The sequence below is a fragment of the Streptomyces rubellus genome (assembly GCF_036323805.1).
Taxonomy (GTDB): Bacteria; Actinomycetota; Actinomycetes; order Streptomycetales; family Streptomycetaceae; genus Streptomyces.
The window spans coordinates 23,832-42,634 of the sequence record NZ_JAZDCX010000021.1 but is presented as its reverse complement, the minus strand read 5'-3'; the positions used below and the strand labels follow the sequence as shown (position 1 = coordinate 42,634).

Sequence of the window (18,803 nt, the reverse complement as noted above, 5' to 3'; positions counted from 1 at the left end):
CGGAGGTCACGGGACGGGCTGTCCTTCCAGCAGACGGGCGGCTTCCTCGACGTACGGCGGCAGGGGCCGGCGGGCGAGCAGCGCCGTGGGCAGCCGGGCCAGCGCGCCGCGCAGGGCCTGCCCGGACACCGGGTCGCGGCGGGCCCCGGCGGCCAGCGCGAGGGTGCGGCGCGCGGCCAGCGGCAGCGGGCGGCGCAGCCAGCAGGTCAGCAGTTCGTTGCGGAGCTGCAGCGCGCCGCGCCCGGAACGCGGCGCGGGGTCGGGATGGTGGTGGGCGACGACCTCGGGGCAGTGGCTGAGCCCCCAGCCGCGGGCGGACAGGTCGTAGGCCAGCAGGGTCTCCTCGGCGCCGATGAACAGCAGCGGATGGAACCCCCCGGCGTCCAGGAACGCCGTCCGGCGCACCACCGAGGCGCAGGCGAGGAAGCCCAGCACCTGCGGGCCGGGCAGGTCCTCGGCCGGCCCCAGCGGGGAGGCGGCCATGACCTCGTTGAGCGGGTCGGGCTCCTCCTCGGGCCCCACCAGGGTGCGGGCGGCCACCAGGCCCAGCCGGGGGTGCGTCCTGAACAGCTCGGCGGCCTTCGCCAGCGAGCCCGGCTCCCACCAGGAGTCGTCGTCGCTGAAGGCCACATAAGGGGTGTCCAGCTCGGCCACCCCCCGGTTGCGGGCGGCCGCCCCCCGGTTGGCGGGCAGCGCCAGCAGCCGCACCTGGGGGAACAGCACCGGGACCATGGTCCGGGTGTGGTCGGTGGAGGCGTTGTCGACCACCAGCACCCGAGGACGCTCGGGCAGCTCCGTCAGCCGCCGCAGGGTCCGGGCGAGGCGGTCGGCGCGGTTGCGGGTGGCGATGACCACGCCGATCGGCGAGTCCGTCATACGGCGCGCACCTCCGGCAGACGGGACAGCGCAGCCAGCACCTCCTCGGGCCGGACGCGCAGCAGCAGCGGGTCGGGACGGCGGGCGTGCGGATCACCCGGCGGGCCGGGATGCCACAGCGCCCGGTGGCGCTCGGTGCGCGGCGGCCCCCACAGCCGGGGCGCCACCGGACCGAAGAGGGTGACCGACGGGGTGCCCAGGGCCACCGCCAGATGGGCGATGCCGGTGTCGCCGCTCACCACGGCCGAGGCCTCGGCGACCAGCGCGGCCAGTCGGTCCAGGGACGCCGGGCGGTGGATGCCGCCGGGGGGCAGCCCGGCCAGTTCCGCCAGCCGCGCCGTCAGCTCCCGTTCGTCCGGCCCGCCGGTGACCGCCACCCGGTGCCCGGCGCGGCACAGCTCCCGGGCGACGGCCGCGTACCGCTCCACGGGCCAGCGGCGCGACGGCGAGCCGGCGCCCGGGTGGAGCAGGACCGCGCCGGGGGCGGGGGAGGGCTCCACCGCGGGTTCCGGGGGCGGCAGCCGCAGGTCGGCCGCGTCGGCGGGAATGCCGTAGCAGCGCAGGAAGCGGCACCAGCGGTCCCGCTCGTGCTCCTGGGCGTACCACGGGGGCCCGTCGGGCGCGGCGAAGGCCAGCAGCCGGCCCGGCCCCAGCTTCTCCAGCGGCCGCACGCTCTCGGGACCGTTGCCGTGCAGGTCCACGGCGACCTCCGGCGGCGGCCCGGACCAGTCGAGCTCCTCCGGCACGGCGCGGCCCGGCGCCGCCGCGGGCAGCAGGGTGTCCACGGCGCCGGTGCGCCGTGCCAGCGGCGCCAGCCCGGCGGGCGCGGCCAGCACGAGCTCGTGCCCGGGGAAGGCCCGGCGCAGCGCCCGCAGCGCGGGCACCCCGGCCAGCAGATCGCCCAGGCCGAGGGCGCGCAGGACCAGCACCCGGGGGCGGTACGGCGCGCGGCGCGCGGCGTCCGGCGAACCGTTCCCGGGCGTGCCGTCCGCGGACCGGCCGGCGGGGCCGTTCACCGGGCCCCGTCCCGGGCCGCGGGGTTCCGGGCCGCGGAGCCGCCGGAGTTCCGGGCCAGTGCCGCGCGCTCCGCGATGCCGCTGCTGGAGCGGCCGTCCAGGTACGGCAGCAGCACCGCCTGCCCGCCCCAGCTCTCCACCAGCTTCGCCTCGGGCAGGTCGGCGAGCGCGTAGTCGCCGCCCTTGACCCACACGTCCGGGCGCAGCCGTCCCAGGATCTCCTCGGGGGTGTCCTCGTCGAACACCGCCACCGCGTCCACGCACTCCAGCGCGCGCAGCACCCGGATCCGGTCGGCCAGCGGGTTGAGGGGACGGCCCGGCCCCTTGCGGCGCCGCACCGAGTCGTCGGAGTTGAGGCAGACCACCAGGCAGTCACCGGTGCGGCGGGCCTCCTGCAGCAGTCCGACGTGCCCGGCGTGCAGCAGGTCGAAGCAGCCGCCGGTGGCCACGACCGTGCCGCCCGCCGCCCGCACCCGGGCCACGAGCTGTTCGGCGTCCTCGTCCGGCGGGGGCGGGGACGGGGGCGCGGCCCGGTCGGGGAAGGCCAGCGCCCCCGCGCCCCCGGCCGCGACATAGCCGGTGGCGGCCGCCACCGCACCCCGTACGGCCGTCTCGGGAAGCGCCCCGTCGGCGAGCAGTCCGGCGGCGGCCGCCGCGAACTGGTCGCCCGCGCCGCAGGAGTCGCCGCTGTGCCGGGCGGGGGCGGGCACCAGCAGCGGGTGGTCCCCGTAGGACAGCAGCGCGCCCCGCTCGCCCAGGGTGATGCACACCGAGCCCGCCCCCCAGGCGCCGGCCAGCAGCCGGGCGTGCCGGGCGGCGGTGTGCAGGCCCTCCGGACCGTCCGGCCCGCCCCGCCGGGCGTCCGGCGCGGACGGCGGACGGCGGGAGCCGGGCGCGTGGCGGGAGCCGCCGCCGTCGCCGGCGAGTCGGTCGGCGAACAGCTTCGCCTCCTTCGCCGTCGGGGTCACCAGCCGGGTGCCGGGCACCGGCTCCCGGCCGCGCGGATGCGGGTCCCACACCAGCGGGACGCGTCCGGCCCGCTCCGCCAGCAGGGCGCGCACGGCGTCCGCGGTGCCCCGCCCGTAGTCGGAGACCAGCAGGGCCGGGGCCGCGGCGAGCACCGCGCGGACCTCCTCGGGAACCGGGGCGCGGTCGTCGGCCCGGCCGTCCCCGCGGTCCATCCGGACCACCGGGCGGTTCCCGGCCAGCACCCGGGTCTTCTCCGACAGGGTGCCCGCCAGCGGCAGCGCGGCCACCGTCACCCAGGGGTCCAGCAGTTCGCGCAGCCGCCGGCTCGCCGGGTCCTCGCCCAGCGCGGTCACCAGGGTGACCCGGCGGCCGCCGAGCGCGGCCACATAGGCGGCCAGGGCGGCACCGCCCGGCCGCAGCCGCTCCTCGCAGTCGTCCAGCACCGGCACCGGGGCGTCCGGGGCCATCCGCTCGGCCCGCCCCACCAGATCACGGTCCAGCAGGGCGTCGCCGACCACGACGAGCGGCGCGGCGGCGGACGGCCGTGCGGGAGCACCGGACGCCCCGGAAGCACCGGAGACGGGATCAGGCGTCCTCGGCGGCGCCATCGGCATCCCCCCCTTCCGGCAGGTCCGCCAGAGCGGCGTCGAAGGCGGCGCACAGCATGTGCACGGCCACCAGGTGGAGCTCCTGCACCGTCGCGGTGGAGTCCGCGCGGACGCACAGCGCCTCGTCGCAGCCCGCGGCCAGCGGGTTGGGCGCGGGGCCGGTGAGCGCCCACACCGCCATGCCCGCCTCGCGGCCGGCCTCGGCGGCCGACAGCAGGTTGGCGCTGGCGCCGCTGGTGGACAGCAGCACCAGCACGTCACCCCGCCGGCCGTGCGCCCGCACCTGCCGGGCGAACAGCTCGTCCACGCCGTAGTCGTTGGCGATGGCGGTGGTGGTGGAGGTGTCGGCGTGCAGGGCGATGGCGGAGTAGGCCGGACGCTCGTCGCGGTAGCGGCCGACCAGCTCGGCGGTCAGGTGCTGGGCCTGGGCGGCGCTGCCGCCGTTCCCGGCCGCCAGCAGCCGGCCGCCGCCGGCCAGCGCCTTCGCCAGCCGCCGCCCCCAGTCCTCGACACCGGCGGCCTGTTCGTCGCGGAAGCGCACCAGCGCGTCCAGCAGGTCGTCGCAGTGGCCGGTGAGCGGACCCGCGGAACCCGCGGAACCCACCGCCTCCGGGGCGGTGCTCCCGGGCCGCGCCGGAGCGCCGGCCCGGCCCGCGGTCCCGGTTCCGGCCCCGGCCGTGGTCTTGGCCGTCCTCCTGGCCGTGCCCTTGGCCTTGGACGCCGTCCTGGGTGTCGTCATCGGGTCGCCCCCGTCGGAACACGGTGGCGCGAGACCACCTGGGTGTACACCTGCTGAGCGCCGTCGGCGACCCGCCGCCAGGAGAAGCGGGCCAGGGCGCGTTCCCGGCCGGCCGCGCCGTAGCGCCGCAGCAGCTCCGGCGAGCCGGTCAGTTCGTTGACGGCGCGGGCGAGCGCGCCGGCGTCCCCGGGAGGCACCAGCCGTCCGGTCACCCGGTCGGCCACCGAGTCCAGATGGCCGCCGACCCCGGTGGCGACGACCGGCACCCCGCAGGCCATGGCCTCCAGCGGGACGATGCCGAACGGTTCGTACCGCGGCGTGGACAGCACCAGGTCGGCGCCGCGGAGCAGGGCGGGCATCCGCTCGTGCGGTACGGCGCCCAGCAGCCGCACCCGGTCCGCCACTCCCAGCTCCCGCGCCAGCCGCCGCAGCCGCCGGGCCTCGGGGTCCTCGTCCAGCAGCGCGGGCTCCGGGCCGCCGGCGATCAGCAGCTCGGCGCCGGGGACGTCCGCCAGCGCGGCGATCGCCTGGTCGAAGCCCTTGCGCGGCACCAGCCGGCCGACCGCCAGCAGCCGGTGCGCCGGCCGCCCGGGACCGCCGCGCTCCCGCGGCGGGGCACCGCCGGTGTCCCCGGCGGGAGCGAACTCCCCGGTGTCCACCCCGCACGGCACCACCGAGGTCCGCTCCGGCGGCACGCCCATGGTGCTCAGCTCGAACACCTCGTCGGTGCAGGTGGCCAGGACGCGGTCGCACTCGCGTCCGATCCGCCGCTCAGCCTCGATCCGCTCCGGCGGGCTGGTGTCGGCCGCGCCCTGGTGGCGCCGCTTGACGGTGCCCAGGGCGTGATAGGTCTGGACGACGGGGACGCCCGTGGTCCGGGCGCCGGCCAGCGCCGCCAGCCCCGACATCCAGAAGTGCGCGTGCGCCACGTCCGGCGGCCGCTCGGCCCACCGGCGCGCCAGATGGGCGCCGAAGGCGGGCATGTGCGGCAGCAGTTCGTCCTTGGGCACCGCGCACGGCGGGCCGGCGGGCACGTGCTCGACGGTGACGCCGGGGCACATCTCCACCCGGTCGGGCAGTTCCGCGCTGTCGCGGCGGGTGTGGACGGTGACGGTGTGGCCCCGCCGGGCCAGCTCCCGCGACAGCTGCGCGACATACACGTTCTGGCCCCCGGCGTCGGGGCCGCCGAGCGGGGCGAGCGGACTCGCGTGCTCGGACACCATGGCGATCCTCATCGGGCCACCTCCTTGATCAGCCGCTCCCAGTCGTCCAGGAAGCGCGGCAGCCCGTAACGGGCCAGTGCGGCCGTCCGCGCCTGCTCGCCGACATGGCGCGCGTAGGCGGGGTCGGCGATGAAGCCGCGGACGGCGTCGGTCAGTACGTCGAGCCGGTTGGAGAGGACTCCGGCCCCCTCGGGCACGGCCGCGGACGCCTCGGTGGTGTCGAGGGCGACCACGGGCATGCCCAGGTGCATGGCCTCCAGCAGGGACAGGCCGAGCGAGGTCCAGCGGATCGGGTGCACGTACACCCGGCACCTGGCCATCTCCCGGTGCATCTCCTTCTGGGGCAGATCGCGGGAGCGGCAGCGGTCCGCCGGGATGCCCAGCTCCCCGGCCACTTGCCCGGTCCGCATTCCGAAGACGTCCAGCGGGGCCGCGGCGGCGAACCGGGGCAGCAGGTCGGTGCCGGTGGTGCGGCCGCGCCGCAGCGGCTCGTTGACCACCACGGCCGCCCGCGCCAGCTCGCCGGTCCACAGCGGCCCGGGGTCGACGATCCCGTGCTCGACGACGGCTGTGGGGGAGGAACCGCAGTCCCAGAACAGCCGGTTGAAGTGCGTGACATGGACGATCGTCAGGCCCGGGACGTCCGCCATCGGATGCCGGGTGTCGGGCACGTTCCCGTCCGGCGCGTTGTGCTCCAGGTAGACGGCCGGGACGTCGCGGCCCGGCCGCCTGCCGCCCAGCCACTCCTCGGCCAGCTCCAGCTCGTGCGGCCGCTGGAGCACCACCAGGTCGACGTCCGTCTCCCGCAGCTCCTCCGGAGGCAGTTCCACCACGCTGCCGGGCCAGTCGAAGGTGACGGCCCGGCCGAGCCCGTCGGGGCCGCGGTCGGGGGTCACGGGCACCAGGTAGGTGTGCGGGCCCCGGACGAACGCGGTGGTCCAGGAGCCGTGTACGTGCCACAGCAGGATCCTCATGCGGCTCCTCCCTCCGGGCCGCCGCGCTCGGCGGCCGTGCTCTGTCGTCCGCCTTCGGCGGCTGTACCCTGTCGTCCGCCTTCGGCGGCGACCTTCTCCACGGCAGTGACCACGTCCTGCGCGGTCACCCGGTCCAGGCAGGGATGTCCGGGGACGGGGCAGACCCGGGCCCGGCTGTCCGCGCACGGCGCCCGCTGGTCGCCCAGCAGCACCAGCGGCACCCGGAACGGCGCCCAGCGCCCGGCCGGCACCACCGGGGCGAACAGCGAGACCACCGGGGCGCCCACGGCGGCGGCCAGATGGGCCGGCCCGGTGTTCCCGGTGACCACGGCCGCCGCACCGGCCAGCACCCCGGCCAGCTCCGCCGGGGAGGTGCGTCCGCCCAGGTCGAGGGCGTCGTCCCCGGCCACGTACGCGGTCAGCTCGCGTTCCTCGGGCACCCCGGTGACCACCACCCGGTGCCCGCCGGCGGCCAGGGCCCGTACCGCCTCGGCCGACCGCTCCGGGCTCCAGCGGCGGGCGGGCACGCTCGCCCCCGGATGCAGGACGACGTAGCCCGGCGGTCCGGTCAGCCCCGCCACGGGCGGCGGGGGCAGCACCCGCAGCCGTCCGTCGTCGCCGTCGGGCAGCGGGAAGCCCGCCGCTCCGGCCAGCGCGAGGGCGGCCTCGGCCTCGTGCGCGTGCGGGTCCCGCTTGTGCCGCACGTCCAGCAGCGAACCGGGGTAGTGCACGCTGTCGGCGGCGACGCGCGCGATCCCCGCCATCCGCAGCACCAGCGCGGTCGGCAGCGGGCTCTGGTGGGCCGAGGCCAGGATCAGCGCGACCTCGCAGCGCTGCCCGGCGATCTCGGCCACGGCCCGCTCGATGTCCGCGCGGTCGGTGGGGGGCGGGTCGAAGCCGACCCAGGGGGCGTCCCAGACCAGGACCTCGTCCACCCCGGGCAGCATCCGCCCGGCGGGCGCCCCGCGCGGGCCGCACAGCAGCGTCACCCGCTCGGCGCGGGCCGCCACGGCCCGTACCGCCGGGCCCGCCAGCAGCACGTCGCCGAAGCTGTCCAGTCGTGCGACGAGCGCTCTCATGACGGCCTCCGGGCGGCCGCGGCGCGGGCGGGCACCGGAGTGCGGTCCGTGCCGCCGTGCGGGGCGCCCGCCGGACCGCCGGCCAGATCGCCGTCCAGACAGCGGCGCACCGCGGTGAGCAGGTCGGGGGCCACCGCGGGCGCGTCCCGGACCTCCCGGGGCAGCGTCACGGGGGTGGGGACCAGGACGCCCCGGGCGCCCGCGGCCCGGGCCGCGCCCATGTCCGCACCGATGTCGCCGATCACCACGCACTCGGCGGGGGCCACGCCCAGCCGCCGGGCGGCGTCCAGCACCAGCCCGGGCGCGGGCTTGCGGCACGCGCAGCCGTCGCCGGGGCCGTGCGGGCAGACGGCCCAGACGTTCACCGGGCCCAGCAGTTCGTCGATCCGGGCGTGCACCCGGCCCATGTCGTCCCAGCCGAACAGGCCGCGGGCGATGCCGGACTGGTTGGTGACCACCGCGGTCGGCACCCCGCGGGAGCGCAGCAGCGCCATGGCCTCGACGGCACCCGGCATGGGGCGCACCAGTTCCGGGTCGCCGTTGTAGGGGACGTCCTCCACCAGGGTGCCGTCCCGGTCCAGCAGCACCGCGCGCAACACCGTCATGCCTCGACCTCCGGGACGGCCTCCGGGATCCGTTCCTGCTCCTCCGCCGCGGCGGCCGTGCCGTCCCAGGGCGCGGCACGGCGGTGGCGCAGTGTCCCGGCCAGCCGGTGGTACACCGCCAGCGGGGGTATGAGCGCGCTGGTCGCCAGCATGGCCAGTACCTCCTCGCGGGTCCGGGGTCCCGGCGCGATCCGGGCCCGGGCGAACTCCGCGGTGCCCAGCAGCCAGCCGGCCCCGGCCAGCGCGGCGGCCCGCCGCCGCCCGGCGGCGGCCAGGACGAGCGCCGCGGCACCGGCGGCGGCGGTCGCCGCGTGGCGGCGGATGCGGCCCTTCGGCGCGGCGGCCCGCTGCCACCAGGTGGGGCCGTGCAGCCGCAGCATCAGCGCGTCGTCGGCGTTGCCGCGCTGCATGCGCAGCGACACCCAGCGGTCCGCGGGCCGCACCGGGTGGGTGGTCAGCCGGCTGCCGCGCCGGATGCGCCAGCCGTCGTCCAGCACCCGCAGCGCCAGGTCGGCGTCCTCGCGGAAGGCGCGGGGGAAGCGCTCGTCGAAGCCGCCGACGGCCTTGAGCGCCTCGGTGCGGTAGGCCATGTCGGCCGTCGCCCACTGGGCGCGGGCCAGCCCGGCGGTGTTGCGCTCCCAGTCGGTGGGGCGCCGCCCGGTGGGCAGCGGTATGTCCAGGACGCCCTGCACCCCGGCGACGGTGGGGTCGGCCTCACCCAGATCGCGGGCCAGGGCCTCGCGCCAGCGGGCGCCGACCCGTACGTCGTCGTCGAGGAAGGCCACCCAGGGGGCGGTGACCAGCCGCCAGCCGGCGTTGCGGGCGCCGGCCGGGCCGCGTCCGCCGGTCTGCACCACGACGGCGCGCTCCCGCAGCGGTCCGAGCGCGTCCAGCGGCAGGTCGCCGCGGAGCGGCTCGGGCTGCGGCCGGTCGTCCACGAGCACGATCTCGCGCGGCTCGGGGCCGAGCGACCCGGCGAGCGAGGCCAGGCAGTCGGTCAGGCAGGGGCGTCCGACGGTGGGTATCACCACGGAGTAGCCGGCGGCCGCCCGGTTGGAGCCGGTCATGCGAAGAACCTCCCGCGGCGGACGGCGAACGGGCCGATGGCCAGCAGGTCCACGGGCGAGGAGCCGAAGCACTCCAGCGCGTCGCGCGGGGTGTCCACCATCGGCCGTCCGGCGGTGTTGAGGCTGGTGTTGACCACCACGGGCAGTCCGGTGCGCCGTTCGAAGGCGTCCAGCATCCGGGCCACCAGCGGCTCGTCCTCCGGTGCGACGGTCTGCACGCGGGCGGTGCCGTCCACGTGCACCACGGCCGGGATGCGGTCCCGCCACTGCTGGGCCACCTCGTGCACGAACAGCATGTACGGGCTGGGGATCGGCCCGTCGAAGATCTCGGCGGCGCGGTGCTCGGCGACCATGGGGGCCACCGGGCGGAACTCCTCGCGCCCCTTCACCCGGTTGAGCCGGTCCAGGTTCTCCGCCCGGCCCGGGTGGGCCAGCAGCGAGCGGTGGCCCAGCGCCCGCGGACCGTACTCGCTGCGGCCCTGGAACCAGGCGACGATCCCGTCGGCGGCCAGCGTCTCGGCGACCGTCCCGGCGATGTCGGCGGGCCGCTCGTAGGGGACGGCGGCCTCCTTCAGGAAGCCCTCGATCTCCTCGTCCGACCAGCCGCGGCCCAGGTCGGCGCCGGGCATCGGCCGCGGCGAGAGGCCCTCGGCGGCGGCCAGGTGCAGGGCCGCGCCCAGCGCGGTGCCCGCATCCCCCGCGGCCGGCTGCACCCACACCCGGCGGTAGGGGCCCTCGGCGGCGATCCGGGAGTTGGCCACGCAGTTGAGGGCGACGCCGCCGGCCATGGTCAGCTCCTCGCCGCCGCCCTCGGCGTGCAGCCAGCTCACCAGGTCCAGCAGCGCCTCCTCCAGCACCTCCTGGGCACTGGCGGCCAGGTCGGCGTGGTCCTGGGTCCACTCGGCGCCCGGTTTGCGGGCCGGGGCCAGCGCGGCCCACTCCACGCCGTGGGCCCGGAAGCCGCCGTCGCCGGTGGAGTGCACCCACTGGCGCAGTTCGGGCAGGAAGCGCGGCTTGCCGTAGGAGGCCAGCGCCATCACCTTGTACTCGTCCGAGGAGCGCAGGAAGCCCAGGTGCTCGGTCAGCTCCTCGTAGACCAGGCCGAGCGAGTGGGGCAGCCGCTGGGCGGACAGCACCTGGAGCTGGTCGCCGTGATAGCGCCCGGACAGGTGCGAGGCGGCCTCGCCGCGCCCGTCGAGCACCAGCACCGCGGTGTCGCGGTGCGGCCCGGCGATCCCGGCGGAGGCGGCGTGCGCCACATGGTGGGGCACGAAGCGGACGATGGACGGGTCCAGGCCCGGCAGCGCCTCGGCCAGGAAGGACGGGGCGAGGCGGGCGTACTCCCGGCGCAGGTGGTCCCAGGGGTCGTCCAGGCCGAGGGTCTCGGCGGGCTCGGTCAGGGCCGGGTCGAAGGAGTAGGCGACGGCGTCCAGGTCGGCGGGGGCCAGCCCGGCCTGCCGCAGGCACCAGGCCGCGGAGAGCTCGGGCATCTCCCAGGCGGAGAAGGGCACCGGACGCTTGCCGTGCTTGCGGCGGCTGAATCGTTCCTCCTCCGCCGCCGCGACCGTCCGGCCGTCGATCACGAGCGCCGCCGCCGGGTCGTGGAAGACGGCGTTGATGCCGAGGATGCGCATAAGGGGAGTCCTCCGTGTGTCGGTCCCGTCGGCCCTGCCGGCTCCCGGCCTGCGCGGGAGCGATGGCCTCCGTGGTTACCGTCAGCAGTCGAGACAAACTTTTCTTTATCGACTCTTTAGGGGGGAACTGACTCCCCAAAGTGACGGCGGAGGGCCCCGGAAGGCCCTCCGCCGCGGGGGTGGAGAGGGTCAGGCGGCGGCCCGGCCGGCGAACCAGTCGATGGTCCGCTCCAGGCCCTCCTGCCAGCCGACCCGGGGCTCCCAGCCCAGCTTCTCCCTGGCCAGCGTGGTGTCCGGGCAGCGCCGGGCGGGGTCGTCGCCGGGGCGCTCGACGAAGGCGACCGGGGAGGAGGAGCCGGTCAGTTTGATGATCCGGCGGGCGATGTCGAGGACCGTGGTCTCCTCCTCGCCGCCGATGTTGACCGGCCCGGTGAGGTCACTCTCCGCAAGCGCGAGAACACCCGCCACCGTGTCGTCCACGTAGCACAGCGAACGGGTCTGGCTGCCGTCCCCGGCCACCGTCAGCGGCTCGCCGGCCAGCGCCTGCCGGACGAAGGTCGGCACCGCGCGGCCGTCCCCGGCCCGCATCCGGGGACCGTAGGAGTTGAAGATCCGCACGATCGCGGCATCGGTGCCGCGGGTGTTGCGGTGGGCGGTGACCAGCGCCTCGGCGTACCGCTTGGCCTCGTCGTAGACGCTGCGCGGACCGACGGGATTGACGTGCCCCCAGTAGTCCTCGCGCTGCGGGTGCACCTGCGGGTCGCCGTACACCTCGGAGGTGGAGGCCAGCACCATCCGGGCACCGTCCCGGGCGGCGAGCTCCAGCGCGTTGCGGGTGCCGCTGCTGCCGGTCTCCAGGGTCTCCAGCGGCAGCCGCAGATAGTCCGCGGGGGAGGCCGGGCAGGCCAGGTGGAACACCAGGCCGCAGGGACCGCCCGGCAGGTCCGCCAGGGCGTTCGGGGCGCACACGTCCCGGCGCAGGAAGGTGAAGCCCGGACGGCCGAGCAACCGGGTGAGGTTGCGCTCGGTCCCCGAGAGCAGATTGTCCACGGCGACCACCTCGTGGCCGTCGTCCAGCAGCCTCTCGCACAGATGTGAGCCGAGGAAGCCGGCCCCGCCGGTCACCACGGCCCGGCGCCGGTCACGTCCACCGTTCATCGAGGAACCTCTTCCTTCTTTCTTCGGCGTCTCCGGTCGGCCCGGATCGCTCATTGGTGCCCTCCGGCTGGTGTAAGAGGGCGGTTCGCCGTGCACTCGGGAGGCATGGACAACACGCATCCGGACCCCGACCCCCGCCGGACCCCGGGCCTCGAGGGCGGCGGCGGGGTGCCGCCGGGCGAGACACCGCCCGGCGAGAGCAGCACCCCCGCGGGGGCTCCCGACCAGAACGCCAACACACCGAGCGGCTGGGGGCCGCTGCCACTGGTCCTGCTGCTGGTGCTGGGCGCCCTTGTCGCTGCGTTCTTCCTCGCCTACGCAGTGGCACTGTGACCACGAGTCCCCTGACGGCGGCACGGAAAACCCGGGACACGACGGCGACCACGGCGGAAACGGTGGCAACAGCAGTGGGAACGGCAGGAACCGCGCGGAGCCCGAGAGCCCTGCTGACCGGCTGGTTCACCTTCCTGCACGGCGAGGTCACCGCCGGCGACGAACTGGCGCTGCGCCGTGTCCAGGAGGTCCTGGACCGGGCCGGCATCCCGTACGACACCGCCTGGAGCCCGGGCTTCCGGCCGGACGCCCTCCATCTGGAGGACGCCGCCCCCGAGCGGTACAGCCACGTGGTCTTCCTCTGCGGGCCCCTGCACGGCTCCCAGGTCGCCGCCCTCCACGAGCGCTACCCCCACTGCGTGCGCGTCGCCGTGGGGGTCTCCGTCCCCGACCCGGGGGACGCGGCCGTGACGGGTTTCCACCGCGTACTGGCGCGCGACGCCCCCGGTACGGCACCGGCCGCCGACCTGGCCGCCGCCGCGCCGGGGACGCCGGCGGTCCCGGTGGCCGGGGTGGTCCTCACCCACGGGCAGGGGGAGTACGGGCCGCGCCGCCGCCACGAGGAGGTGGCACGCCGGGTGACCGGCTGGCTGGCCGGGGCCGACTGCGCCCGGCTGGAGCTGGACACCCGGCTGGCCCGCGGCGACTGGCGGCTGTGCGGCACCCCCGCCCAGCTCCAGTCCGTCCTCGCCCGGCTCGACGTGGTGGTCACCGACCGGCTGCACGGCCTGGTCCTCGCGCTGCGCGCGGGGGTGCCGGCACTGGCCGTGGACCCGGTGGCGGGCGGCGCGAAGGTGACGGCCCAGGCACGGGTGCACCGGTGGCCCGCCCTGATACCGGCCGAGCGGCTCACGGAGGAGGAACTGGACCGCTGGTGGCGGTGGTGCCTGGGACCGGGCCGGGCCGCGGCCCGGCGGCGGCGGGCCCTCCAGCGCCGCCACGGGCGCGACGGGTACGACCGGGCCGACGAGGTGGTGGCGGCCCTGCGGGCCGCACCGACGGGCACCTCCGGCTGACGGCCCCGGGCCCGCCCGCCGACCGCCGGTCCGGTCCTGCCGCGGTCCGTGGGGGGGGGCGGCTGCGGGAGCAGGGTGCCGGACCGCTCCGGCGGGTGCGCGCGGCCGGCGGAGCAGGGTCCGGCCCCCCGGGGCGGGCGGGCCCGCCCGCCGGTCAGGACCGCCGGCCCACCCCGGTGGCGAGCTCGCCCAGTCGTCCGCCCCGGACCCGGGACACCAGCGGTGGGGTCGGTCCGCCGGCCCGCTCCCGCATTCCGGTCAGCAGCGCGCCGAGGGCCTCGGCCGCCGACCGCCCGGGCGTCCAGCCCAGTTCCTGCCCGGCCCGGCCGCAGTCCATCAGCGGCAGCCGCAGGAACGCGTCGAACAGCTCCGGCGAGGCGGGCGCCAGCCGCAGCCGCCAGGCGGCCGCCACCGCGGCCCGCACCGGCCCCAGCGGCAGCCGCACCACCCGGGCGCCCAGCACCTCGGCCAGCACCTCGGCGTCGACCACCGGGTCGGCGGCCAGATTGAAGGCGCCGTGCACCGGCTGGGTGACCGCGAGCCGGTACGCCTCGGCGGCGTCGTCGGTGTGCAGCACCTGGAAGCGCAGCCCGGGCAGGTCCGGGACCACGGGCAGCAGGCCGGGCCGCATCAGCCGCTGGGGCACCAGCGGACCGGCGAACAGCCGCCGCTGCTCGCTCGACGCCGCCTCCTTGAACAGGAAACCGGGGCGCACACGCACCACACGCACCTCGGGCCGGTCGTGCTCGAAGCCGTCCAGCAGCCGCTCCACGTACGCCTTCTCCCGGCAGTACGCGGTGTCCGGCCGGCCGCCGTGGGTCGGCCAGGACTCGTCCACGGCGCGGTCCTTCGGACCGGGGGAGTAGGCACCCACCGAGGACGCGTACACCAGCGCGGGCACCTCGGCCGCCACCACCGCGCGCAGCACCCGGGCGGTGCCCAGCACGTTGGTGCGCCAGGTGGCCAGCGGATCGCGCAGCGGCTGGATCAGCCAGGCCAGGTGCACCACGGCGTCGGCGCCCCGGAAGAGGTCGGTCAGCCGCTCCTCGACCAGCCGGCCGGCGCGGTCCTCGTCACCGTCCGTCCCGTGGTCCCCACCGCCCCCGCCGAGGTCCACGCTCGCCCACTCGGTCTTCGCGGGGGTCCACCCGGGGGTACGGCGGGCGAGACCCAGCACCGAGGCGATGTGCGGATCGGCGGCCAGCCGCTCCACCACGGAGGTGCCCACGTTGCCGGTGGCGCCCAGGACCACCACCCGCAGCCCGTCGCCGCCGGTACCCGAGTCGCCGTCCACCGCTGTGCCCATCTCGTCCCTCTCCTCGCGCGTCCTGCCGCCGTGCCGGGCCCCGGCCCGGCGGCGGCGTCGTCCCGGTCCCGCCGGGGGTAGGGCGGAGTACCCCCGTGGGAAGGGGGGAAACGATCCGCCCGGGGAGTCCGGCGGTCTTCCCGCCGAATGCGTTCGTTTGGTTACCGGGCGGCGGGTTACGCGGTACGCGGCCACGGCAGAGCGGGACAGCGGGCAGGAGAGTGCAGAACGCCATGACCGATGTGGACGAGGCACGGGGAGGCGAGGAGACCCGCACTCCGGCGGGGAGCACCGGCACGGGGTTCGGCCGGGCGCTGCTGCGCTGGCTGACGACCACCGACCACAAGGTGATCGGCAACCTGTACATCACCACCGCCTTCGGCTTCTTCCTGACCGGCGGGGTGATGGCCCTGCTGATGCGGGCCGAGCTGGCCGCGCCCGGACTCCAGATGCTGTCGTACCACCAGTACAACCAGCTCGTCACCATCCACGGCACGATCATGATGCTGCTGTTCGCGACCCCGATGTTCGCGGGATTCGCCAACGCCGTCATGCCGCTGCAGATCGGCGCCCCCGACGTGGCGTTCCCCCGGGTGAACGCCCTCACCTACTGGCTGTTCCTCTTCGGCGGCCTGCTGGTCCTCTCCGGCTTCCTCACCCCCGCCGGCGCCGCGGACTTCGGCTGGTTCGCCTACGCCCCGCTCAACCAGGAGGAGTACACCCCGACCCTCGGCGCCGACCTGTGGACCATGGGCCTGGTGGCCGCGGGGCTGGGCACGGTGCTGGGCGCGGTCAACTTCATCGCCACGATCATCTGCCTGCGCGCCCCCGGCATGACGATGTTCCGGATGCCGATCTTCACCTGGAACGTGCTGTTCACCTCGATCCTGGTGCTGATCGCCTTCCCCGTGCTGACCGCCGCCCTGCTCGCCCTGCAGGCCGACCGGACCTTCGGATCGCACATCTTCGACCCGTCCAACGGCGGGGCGATCCTGTGGCAGCACCTGTTCTGGTTCTTCGGCCATCCGGAGGTCTACATCGTCGCCCTGCCGTTCTTCGGCATCATCACCGAGATCATCCCGGTCTTCAGCCGCAAGCCGATCTTCGGCTACATCGGGCTGATCGGCGCGACCATCGCGATCACCATGCTCTCGGCGGTGGTGTGGGCGCACCACATGTTCGCCACCGGCGCGGTGCTGCTGCCGTTCTTCTCCCTGATGTCCTTCCTGATCGCGGTGCCCACCGGGGTGAAGTTCTTCAACTGGATCGGCACCATGTGGAAGGGCTCCCTCAGCTTCGAGACGCCGATGCTGTGGGTGCTGGGCTTCCTGATCACCTTCCTGCTCGGCGGCCTCACCGGCGTCATCCTGGCCTCCCCGCCGCTGGACTGGCCCACGCACGACACCTACTTCGTCGTCGCCCACATGCACTACGTGCTGTTCGGCACCGTCGTGTTCGCCATGTTCGGCGGCTTCTACTTCTGGTGGCCCAAGTTCACCGGCCGGATGCTCAACGAGCGGCTGGGGAAGATCCACTTCTCGCTGACGCTGGTGGGCTTCCAGGTCACCTTCCTGGTCCAGCACTGGCTGGGCCAGTTCGGCATGCCGCGCCGCTACGCCGACTACCTGGAGGCCGACGGCTTCACCGTCCTCCACCTGATCTCCACGGTCGGCGCGGCGATCCTGGGCGTCTCCACCCTGGTGTTCCTCTACAACGTCTGGTGGACCGCCCGGTACGGCGACAAGGCGCCCGGCGACGACCCCTGGGGCTACGGCCGTTCGCTGGAGTGGGCCACCTCGTGCCCGCCGCCGCGGCACAACTTCACCACCCTGCCGCGCATCCGCACCGAGTCCCCGGCCTTCCACCTGCACCACCCGGAGATCACCCCGCACGAGCAGCGCAAGCCGCTGGAGCCCCCGGACGCGGGCGGACAGTGACACGGCGACGGCGGACACGACGGCGGGAACGGCACGAACGACACACGCGGCACGGCGGGAGGCACGGAGGACGATGAGGGCCGAGACCTATCTCTTCGGCGGTGTGGCGCTGTTCTTCGCGCTGATCTCAGTCGGGTACGGACTGCTCTCCGACGACGCGGCCGGGACCGCCGCCCTGTCCGTCGCCTTCCTGATGGCCGCCATGGTCGCCCTCTTCCTCGGCGTCCAGCACCGCAGGCACGGCGGGCGCCCGGAGGACCGGCGCGACGGTGAGATCGCCGACCGGGCGGGACCGCTGGACTTCTTCCCCGACGGCAGTCCATGGCCGGTCGTCACCGCGCTCGGGACCACCCTGCTGGGTGCCGGGGTGGCGTTCGGGCTGTGGCTGTTCCTGCTCGGCTTCGGTGTGCTGGCGGCCGGGGTGTTCGGGTTCGTCTTCCAGTACGCCAGGAGGGGCTGAGGACGGGCCGGGAAGGGAGCCGGACCCGGCACTCCTGATCCGGCCCGCCCCCTGCCGGCCCGCTCAGTCCCGGGAGGAGGCCCCCGGCTCGTACGGGGCCGGCTCCTCGGAGGCGTGCGGCGGCAGTTCGCGCGCCTCCCGCTCCTCACGTGCCAACCCCTCCCGCTCCTCACGTGCCAGCCGCTGCCGGTACGCGTCCCGGTAGTACCAGTGGTTCAGCCTCGTCCGCAGCCGCCGTACCGGCCCGGCGTCCCCGTCGGCCGCCATCGGCCGCGGCAGTTCCCGGGCCCGGGCCAGCAGCGTGTAGCGCTCCTGCTCGGGCAGCGGCCGGTGGCCGGGGTGGAAGGCGCCCTCGACCGACTGGACGACCTCCCCGGTCGGCTCGCCCTCGGCCAGCCGCTCGGCGTCCCGGTCCCGCAGTGCCAGGCAGATCCGCTTGGTGAGCAGGAAGGCGAGCACGGGAGCGACCACCAGGGCCACCCGGGTCGCCACCACCAGCCCGTTCAGGGAGACGTTGAACGCGTAGGCGATCACGTCGTCGCCCCCGGCGAAGAGCAGGACCGCGTAGAAGGTGGCACCGGCGGCGCCCAGGCCGGTGCGCACCGGCCGGTCGCGGGGCCGGTCGCACAGGTGGTGCTCCCGGCTGTCGCCGGTCACCCACCTCTCGAAGAACGGGTACAGGTACAGCAGCAGGAACAGCACGGCGGGCAGCACCACGGCGGGCAGCAGCACGCTCCACGCGATCGTGTGGCCCCACAGCGTGGTCTCCATCGCCGGCACCAGCCGCAGCGACCCCTCCAGGAAGCCGATGTACCAGTCGGGCTGGGAGCCGAAGGAGACCTTGTCGGCGCGGTAGGGGCCGTACGCCCACACCGGATTGATCTGGAACAGGCCGGCGACGAGCACCAGCACCCCGGTGACGAGGAAGAACAGACCGGTGGACTTGGTGACGAACTGGGGGAACATCGGCTGTCCGACGACGTTGCGGCCGGTGCGGCCCGGACCGGCCCACTGGGTGTGCTTGTGGTAGACCACCAGGATCAGGTGGAGGGTGATCAGCCCGACCAGCAGCCCCGGCACCAGCAGGATGTGCAGCGAGTACAGCCGGGGGATGATCTCCTCCCCGGGGTACTCGCCGCCGAAGGCGAAGAAGGCCAGGTAGGTGCCGACGACCGGGATGGACAGCATGATCCCGTGGGCGATCCGCAGCCCCGTCCCCGACAGCAGGTCGTCGGGGAGCGAGTAGCCGCTGAAGCCCTCCAGCATCGCCAGCGCGAACAGGGTGACCCCGACCACCCAGTTGACCTCACGCGGCCTGCGGAACGCCCCGGTGAGGAAGACCCGCAGCATGTGCACGGCGGCCGAGGCGACGAAGAGCAGCGCCGCCCAGTGGTGCACCTGCCGCACCAGCAGCCCGCCGCGCACGTCGAAGCTGATGTCCAGCGTGGAGGCGTACGCCTCGGACATCCGGGTGCCACGCAGCGGCTCGTACGAGCCGGTGTACGTGGTCTGGGCCATGCTCGGCTCGAAGAACAGCGTGAGGTAGACCCCGGTGAGCAGCAGCGCCACGAAGCTGTACAGGACCAGCTCGCCCAGCAGGAACGACCAGTGGTCGGGGAACGCCTTGCGCAGCAGCCCCCGGGCGGCCTCGGACACCGGCAGCCGCCCGTCCACCGACCCGTATCCGCGCCACTCCGCCTTCCGTACCTTCGCCCTCCAGCGTGCTCGTCTTCTCGACAGGAACATGAACAGCCCTCTCCACCGCGGGACATCACGCGGTGTGCGCCAGTGCCCGCAGCATGC

At 75.7% G+C, this 18,803-nt stretch carries 17 protein-coding genes; 4 read left to right on the top strand and 13 right to left on the bottom strand.

The features are described 5' to 3' along the window. Positions 1-6 precede the first annotated feature (6 nt). The 11 genes from V1L54_RS22380 to V1L54_RS22330 all read right to left on the bottom strand — a co-directional run bounded on the left by V1L54_RS22380 (position 7) and on the right by V1L54_RS22330 (position 11,948). Entirely contained in the window at positions 7-876 is an 870-nt protein-coding gene (locus V1L54_RS22380; RefSeq protein WP_330119877.1) for a glycosyltransferase family 2 protein, read from the bottom strand. Beyond that, the gene (locus tag V1L54_RS22375) at positions 873-1,892 is read right to left on the bottom strand and encodes a glycosyltransferase family 9 protein (RefSeq protein ID WP_443076744.1); all 1,020 of its coding nucleotides are present in this window, start codon (positions 1,890-1,892) and stop codon (positions 873-875) included. Before V1L54_RS22375 ends, V1L54_RS22380 begins: the two co-directional genes overlap by 4 nt. Beyond that, entirely contained in the window at positions 1,889-3,469 is a 1,581-nt protein-coding gene (gene rfaE2 / locus V1L54_RS22370; protein ID WP_330119876.1) for a D-glycero-beta-D-manno-heptose 1-phosphate adenylyltransferase, read from the bottom strand. Before rfaE2 ends, V1L54_RS22375 begins: the two co-directional genes overlap by 4 nt. Further along, positions 3,447-4,208, bottom strand: coding sequence for a D-sedoheptulose-7-phosphate isomerase (locus V1L54_RS22365; RefSeq protein ID WP_330119875.1), 762 nt, complete (start codon positions 4,206-4,208; stop codon positions 3,447-3,449). The genes rfaE2 and V1L54_RS22365 overlap by 23 nt, the downstream gene beginning before the upstream one ends. Continuing rightward, positions 4,205-5,443, bottom strand: coding sequence for a glycosyltransferase (locus V1L54_RS22360; protein WP_330119874.1), 1,239 nt, complete (start codon positions 5,441-5,443; stop codon positions 4,205-4,207). Before V1L54_RS22360 ends, V1L54_RS22365 begins: the two co-directional genes overlap by 4 nt. After that, positions 5,440-6,405: a glycosyltransferase gene (locus tag V1L54_RS22355; protein ID WP_330119873.1), complete on the bottom strand. Its 966-nt coding sequence runs from the start codon at positions 6,403-6,405 to the stop codon at positions 5,440-5,442. The genes V1L54_RS22360 and V1L54_RS22355 overlap by 4 nt, the downstream gene beginning before the upstream one ends. Then, positions 6,402-7,484: a glycosyltransferase family 9 protein gene (locus V1L54_RS22350; RefSeq protein ID WP_330119872.1), complete on the bottom strand. Its 1,083-nt coding sequence runs from the start codon at positions 7,482-7,484 to the stop codon at positions 6,402-6,404. The genes V1L54_RS22355 and V1L54_RS22350 overlap by 4 nt, the downstream gene beginning before the upstream one ends. Then, entirely contained in the window at positions 7,481-8,089 is a 609-nt protein-coding gene (locus V1L54_RS22345) for a D-glycero-alpha-D-manno-heptose-1,7-bisphosphate 7-phosphatase (protein ID WP_330119871.1), read from the bottom strand. Before V1L54_RS22345 ends, V1L54_RS22350 begins: the two co-directional genes overlap by 4 nt. Then, complete coding sequence (locus tag V1L54_RS22340) at positions 8,086-9,156, bottom strand: glycosyltransferase family 2 protein (RefSeq protein ID WP_330119870.1); 1,071 nt, start codon at positions 9,154-9,156, stop codon at positions 8,086-8,088. The genes V1L54_RS22345 and V1L54_RS22340 overlap by 4 nt, the downstream gene beginning before the upstream one ends. Next, entirely contained in the window at positions 9,153-10,790 is a 1,638-nt protein-coding gene (locus V1L54_RS22335; protein WP_330119869.1) for a carbamoyltransferase family protein, read from the bottom strand. Before V1L54_RS22335 ends, V1L54_RS22340 begins: the two co-directional genes overlap by 4 nt. A 189-nt stretch (positions 10,791-10,979) precedes the next feature. Continuing rightward, positions 10,980-11,948 (bottom strand): NAD-dependent epimerase/dehydratase family protein, encoded by a 969-nt coding sequence (locus V1L54_RS22330; protein ID WP_330119868.1) that lies wholly within the window; start codon positions 11,946-11,948, stop codon positions 10,980-10,982. Between the two features lie 105 nt (positions 11,949-12,053). Here V1L54_RS22330 and V1L54_RS22325 point away from each other — a divergent pair, with 105 nt between their 5' ends. Both V1L54_RS22325 and V1L54_RS22320 read left to right on the top strand, forming a co-directional pair. After that, positions 12,054-12,281, top strand: coding sequence for a DUF6480 family protein (locus V1L54_RS22325; protein ID WP_330119867.1), 228 nt, complete (start codon positions 12,054-12,056; stop codon positions 12,279-12,281). Between the two features lie 74 nt (positions 12,282-12,355). Next, positions 12,356-13,297 (top strand): polysaccharide pyruvyl transferase family protein, encoded by a 942-nt coding sequence (locus V1L54_RS22320; protein WP_330119866.1) that lies wholly within the window; start codon positions 12,356-12,358, stop codon positions 13,295-13,297. Between the two features lie 154 nt (positions 13,298-13,451). Here V1L54_RS22320 and V1L54_RS22315 read toward each other — a convergent pair whose 3' ends face one another. After that, positions 13,452-14,603 (bottom strand): NAD-dependent epimerase/dehydratase family protein, encoded by a 1,152-nt coding sequence (locus tag V1L54_RS22315; RefSeq protein WP_330119865.1) that lies wholly within the window; start codon positions 14,601-14,603, stop codon positions 13,452-13,454. Between the two features lie 233 nt (positions 14,604-14,836). Here V1L54_RS22315 and ctaD point away from each other — a divergent pair, with 233 nt between their 5' ends. Beyond that, a complete protein-coding gene (gene ctaD, locus V1L54_RS22310) occupies positions 14,837-16,540 on the top strand; it encodes an aa3-type cytochrome oxidase subunit I (protein WP_330119864.1) in 1,704 nt (567 codons plus the stop codon). 73 nt (positions 16,541-16,613) lie between these two features. Then, a complete protein-coding gene (ctaF, locus tag V1L54_RS22305) occupies positions 16,614-17,000 on the top strand; it encodes an aa3-type cytochrome oxidase subunit IV (protein WP_330119863.1) in 387 nt (128 codons plus the stop codon). Between the two features lie 63 nt (positions 17,001-17,063). Here the strand turns inward: ctaF and qcrB are convergent, their stop codons facing one another. Further along, positions 17,064-18,746, bottom strand: coding sequence for a cytochrome bc1 complex cytochrome b subunit (qcrB, locus tag V1L54_RS22300; RefSeq protein ID WP_330119862.1), 1,683 nt, complete (start codon positions 18,744-18,746; stop codon positions 17,064-17,066). Positions 18,747-18,803: the final 57 nt, after the last annotated feature.

Bases quoted from the DNA above. Each gene is read 5' to 3' on its own strand.
- ctaD (WP_330119864.1), top strand. From the start codon at position 14,837: ATGACCGATGTGGACGAGGCACGGGGAGGCGAGGAGACCCGCACTCCG.
- V1L54_RS22335 (WP_330119869.1), bottom strand. From the start codon at position 10,790: ATGCGCATCCTCGGCATCAACGCCGTCTTCCACGACCCGGCGGCGGCG.
- V1L54_RS22380 (WP_330119877.1), bottom strand. From the start codon at position 876: ATGACGGACTCGCCGATCGGCGTGGTCATCGCCACCCGCAACCGCGCC.
- V1L54_RS22330 (WP_330119868.1), bottom strand. From the start codon at position 11,948: ATGAACGGTGGACGTGACCGGCGCCGGGCCGTGGTGACCGGCGGGGCC.
- rfaE2 (WP_330119876.1), bottom strand. From the start codon at position 3,469: ATGGCGCCGCCGAGGACGCCTGATCCCGTCTCCGGTGCTTCCGGGGCG.
- V1L54_RS22345 (WP_330119871.1), bottom strand. From the start codon at position 8,089: ATGACGGTGTTGCGCGCGGTGCTGCTGGACCGGGACGGCACCCTGGTG.
- V1L54_RS22325 (WP_330119867.1), top strand. From the start codon at position 12,054: ATGGACAACACGCATCCGGACCCCGACCCCCGCCGGACCCCGGGCCTC.
- V1L54_RS22360 (WP_330119874.1), bottom strand. From the start codon at position 5,443: ATGAGGATCGCCATGGTGTCCGAGCACGCGAGTCCGCTCGCCCCGCTC.
- V1L54_RS22340 (WP_330119870.1), bottom strand. From the start codon at position 9,156: ATGACCGGCTCCAACCGGGCGGCCGCCGGCTACTCCGTGGTGATACCC.
- V1L54_RS22355 (WP_330119873.1), bottom strand. From the start codon at position 6,405: ATGAGGATCCTGCTGTGGCACGTACACGGCTCCTGGACCACCGCGTTC.
- qcrB (WP_330119862.1), bottom strand. From the start codon at position 18,746: ATGTTCCTGTCGAGAAGACGAGCACGCTGGAGGGCGAAGGTACGGAAG.
- V1L54_RS22350 (WP_330119872.1), bottom strand. From the start codon at position 7,484: ATGAGAGCGCTCGTCGCACGACTGGACAGCTTCGGCGACGTGCTGCTG.
- V1L54_RS22365 (WP_330119875.1), bottom strand. From the start codon at position 4,208: ATGACGACACCCAGGACGGCGTCCAAGGCCAAGGGCACGGCCAGGAGG.
- V1L54_RS22315 (WP_330119865.1), bottom strand. From the start codon at position 14,603: ATGGGCACAGCGGTGGACGGCGACTCGGGTACCGGCGGCGACGGGCTG.
- ctaF (WP_330119863.1), top strand. From the start codon at position 16,614: ATGAGGGCCGAGACCTATCTCTTCGGCGGTGTGGCGCTGTTCTTCGCG.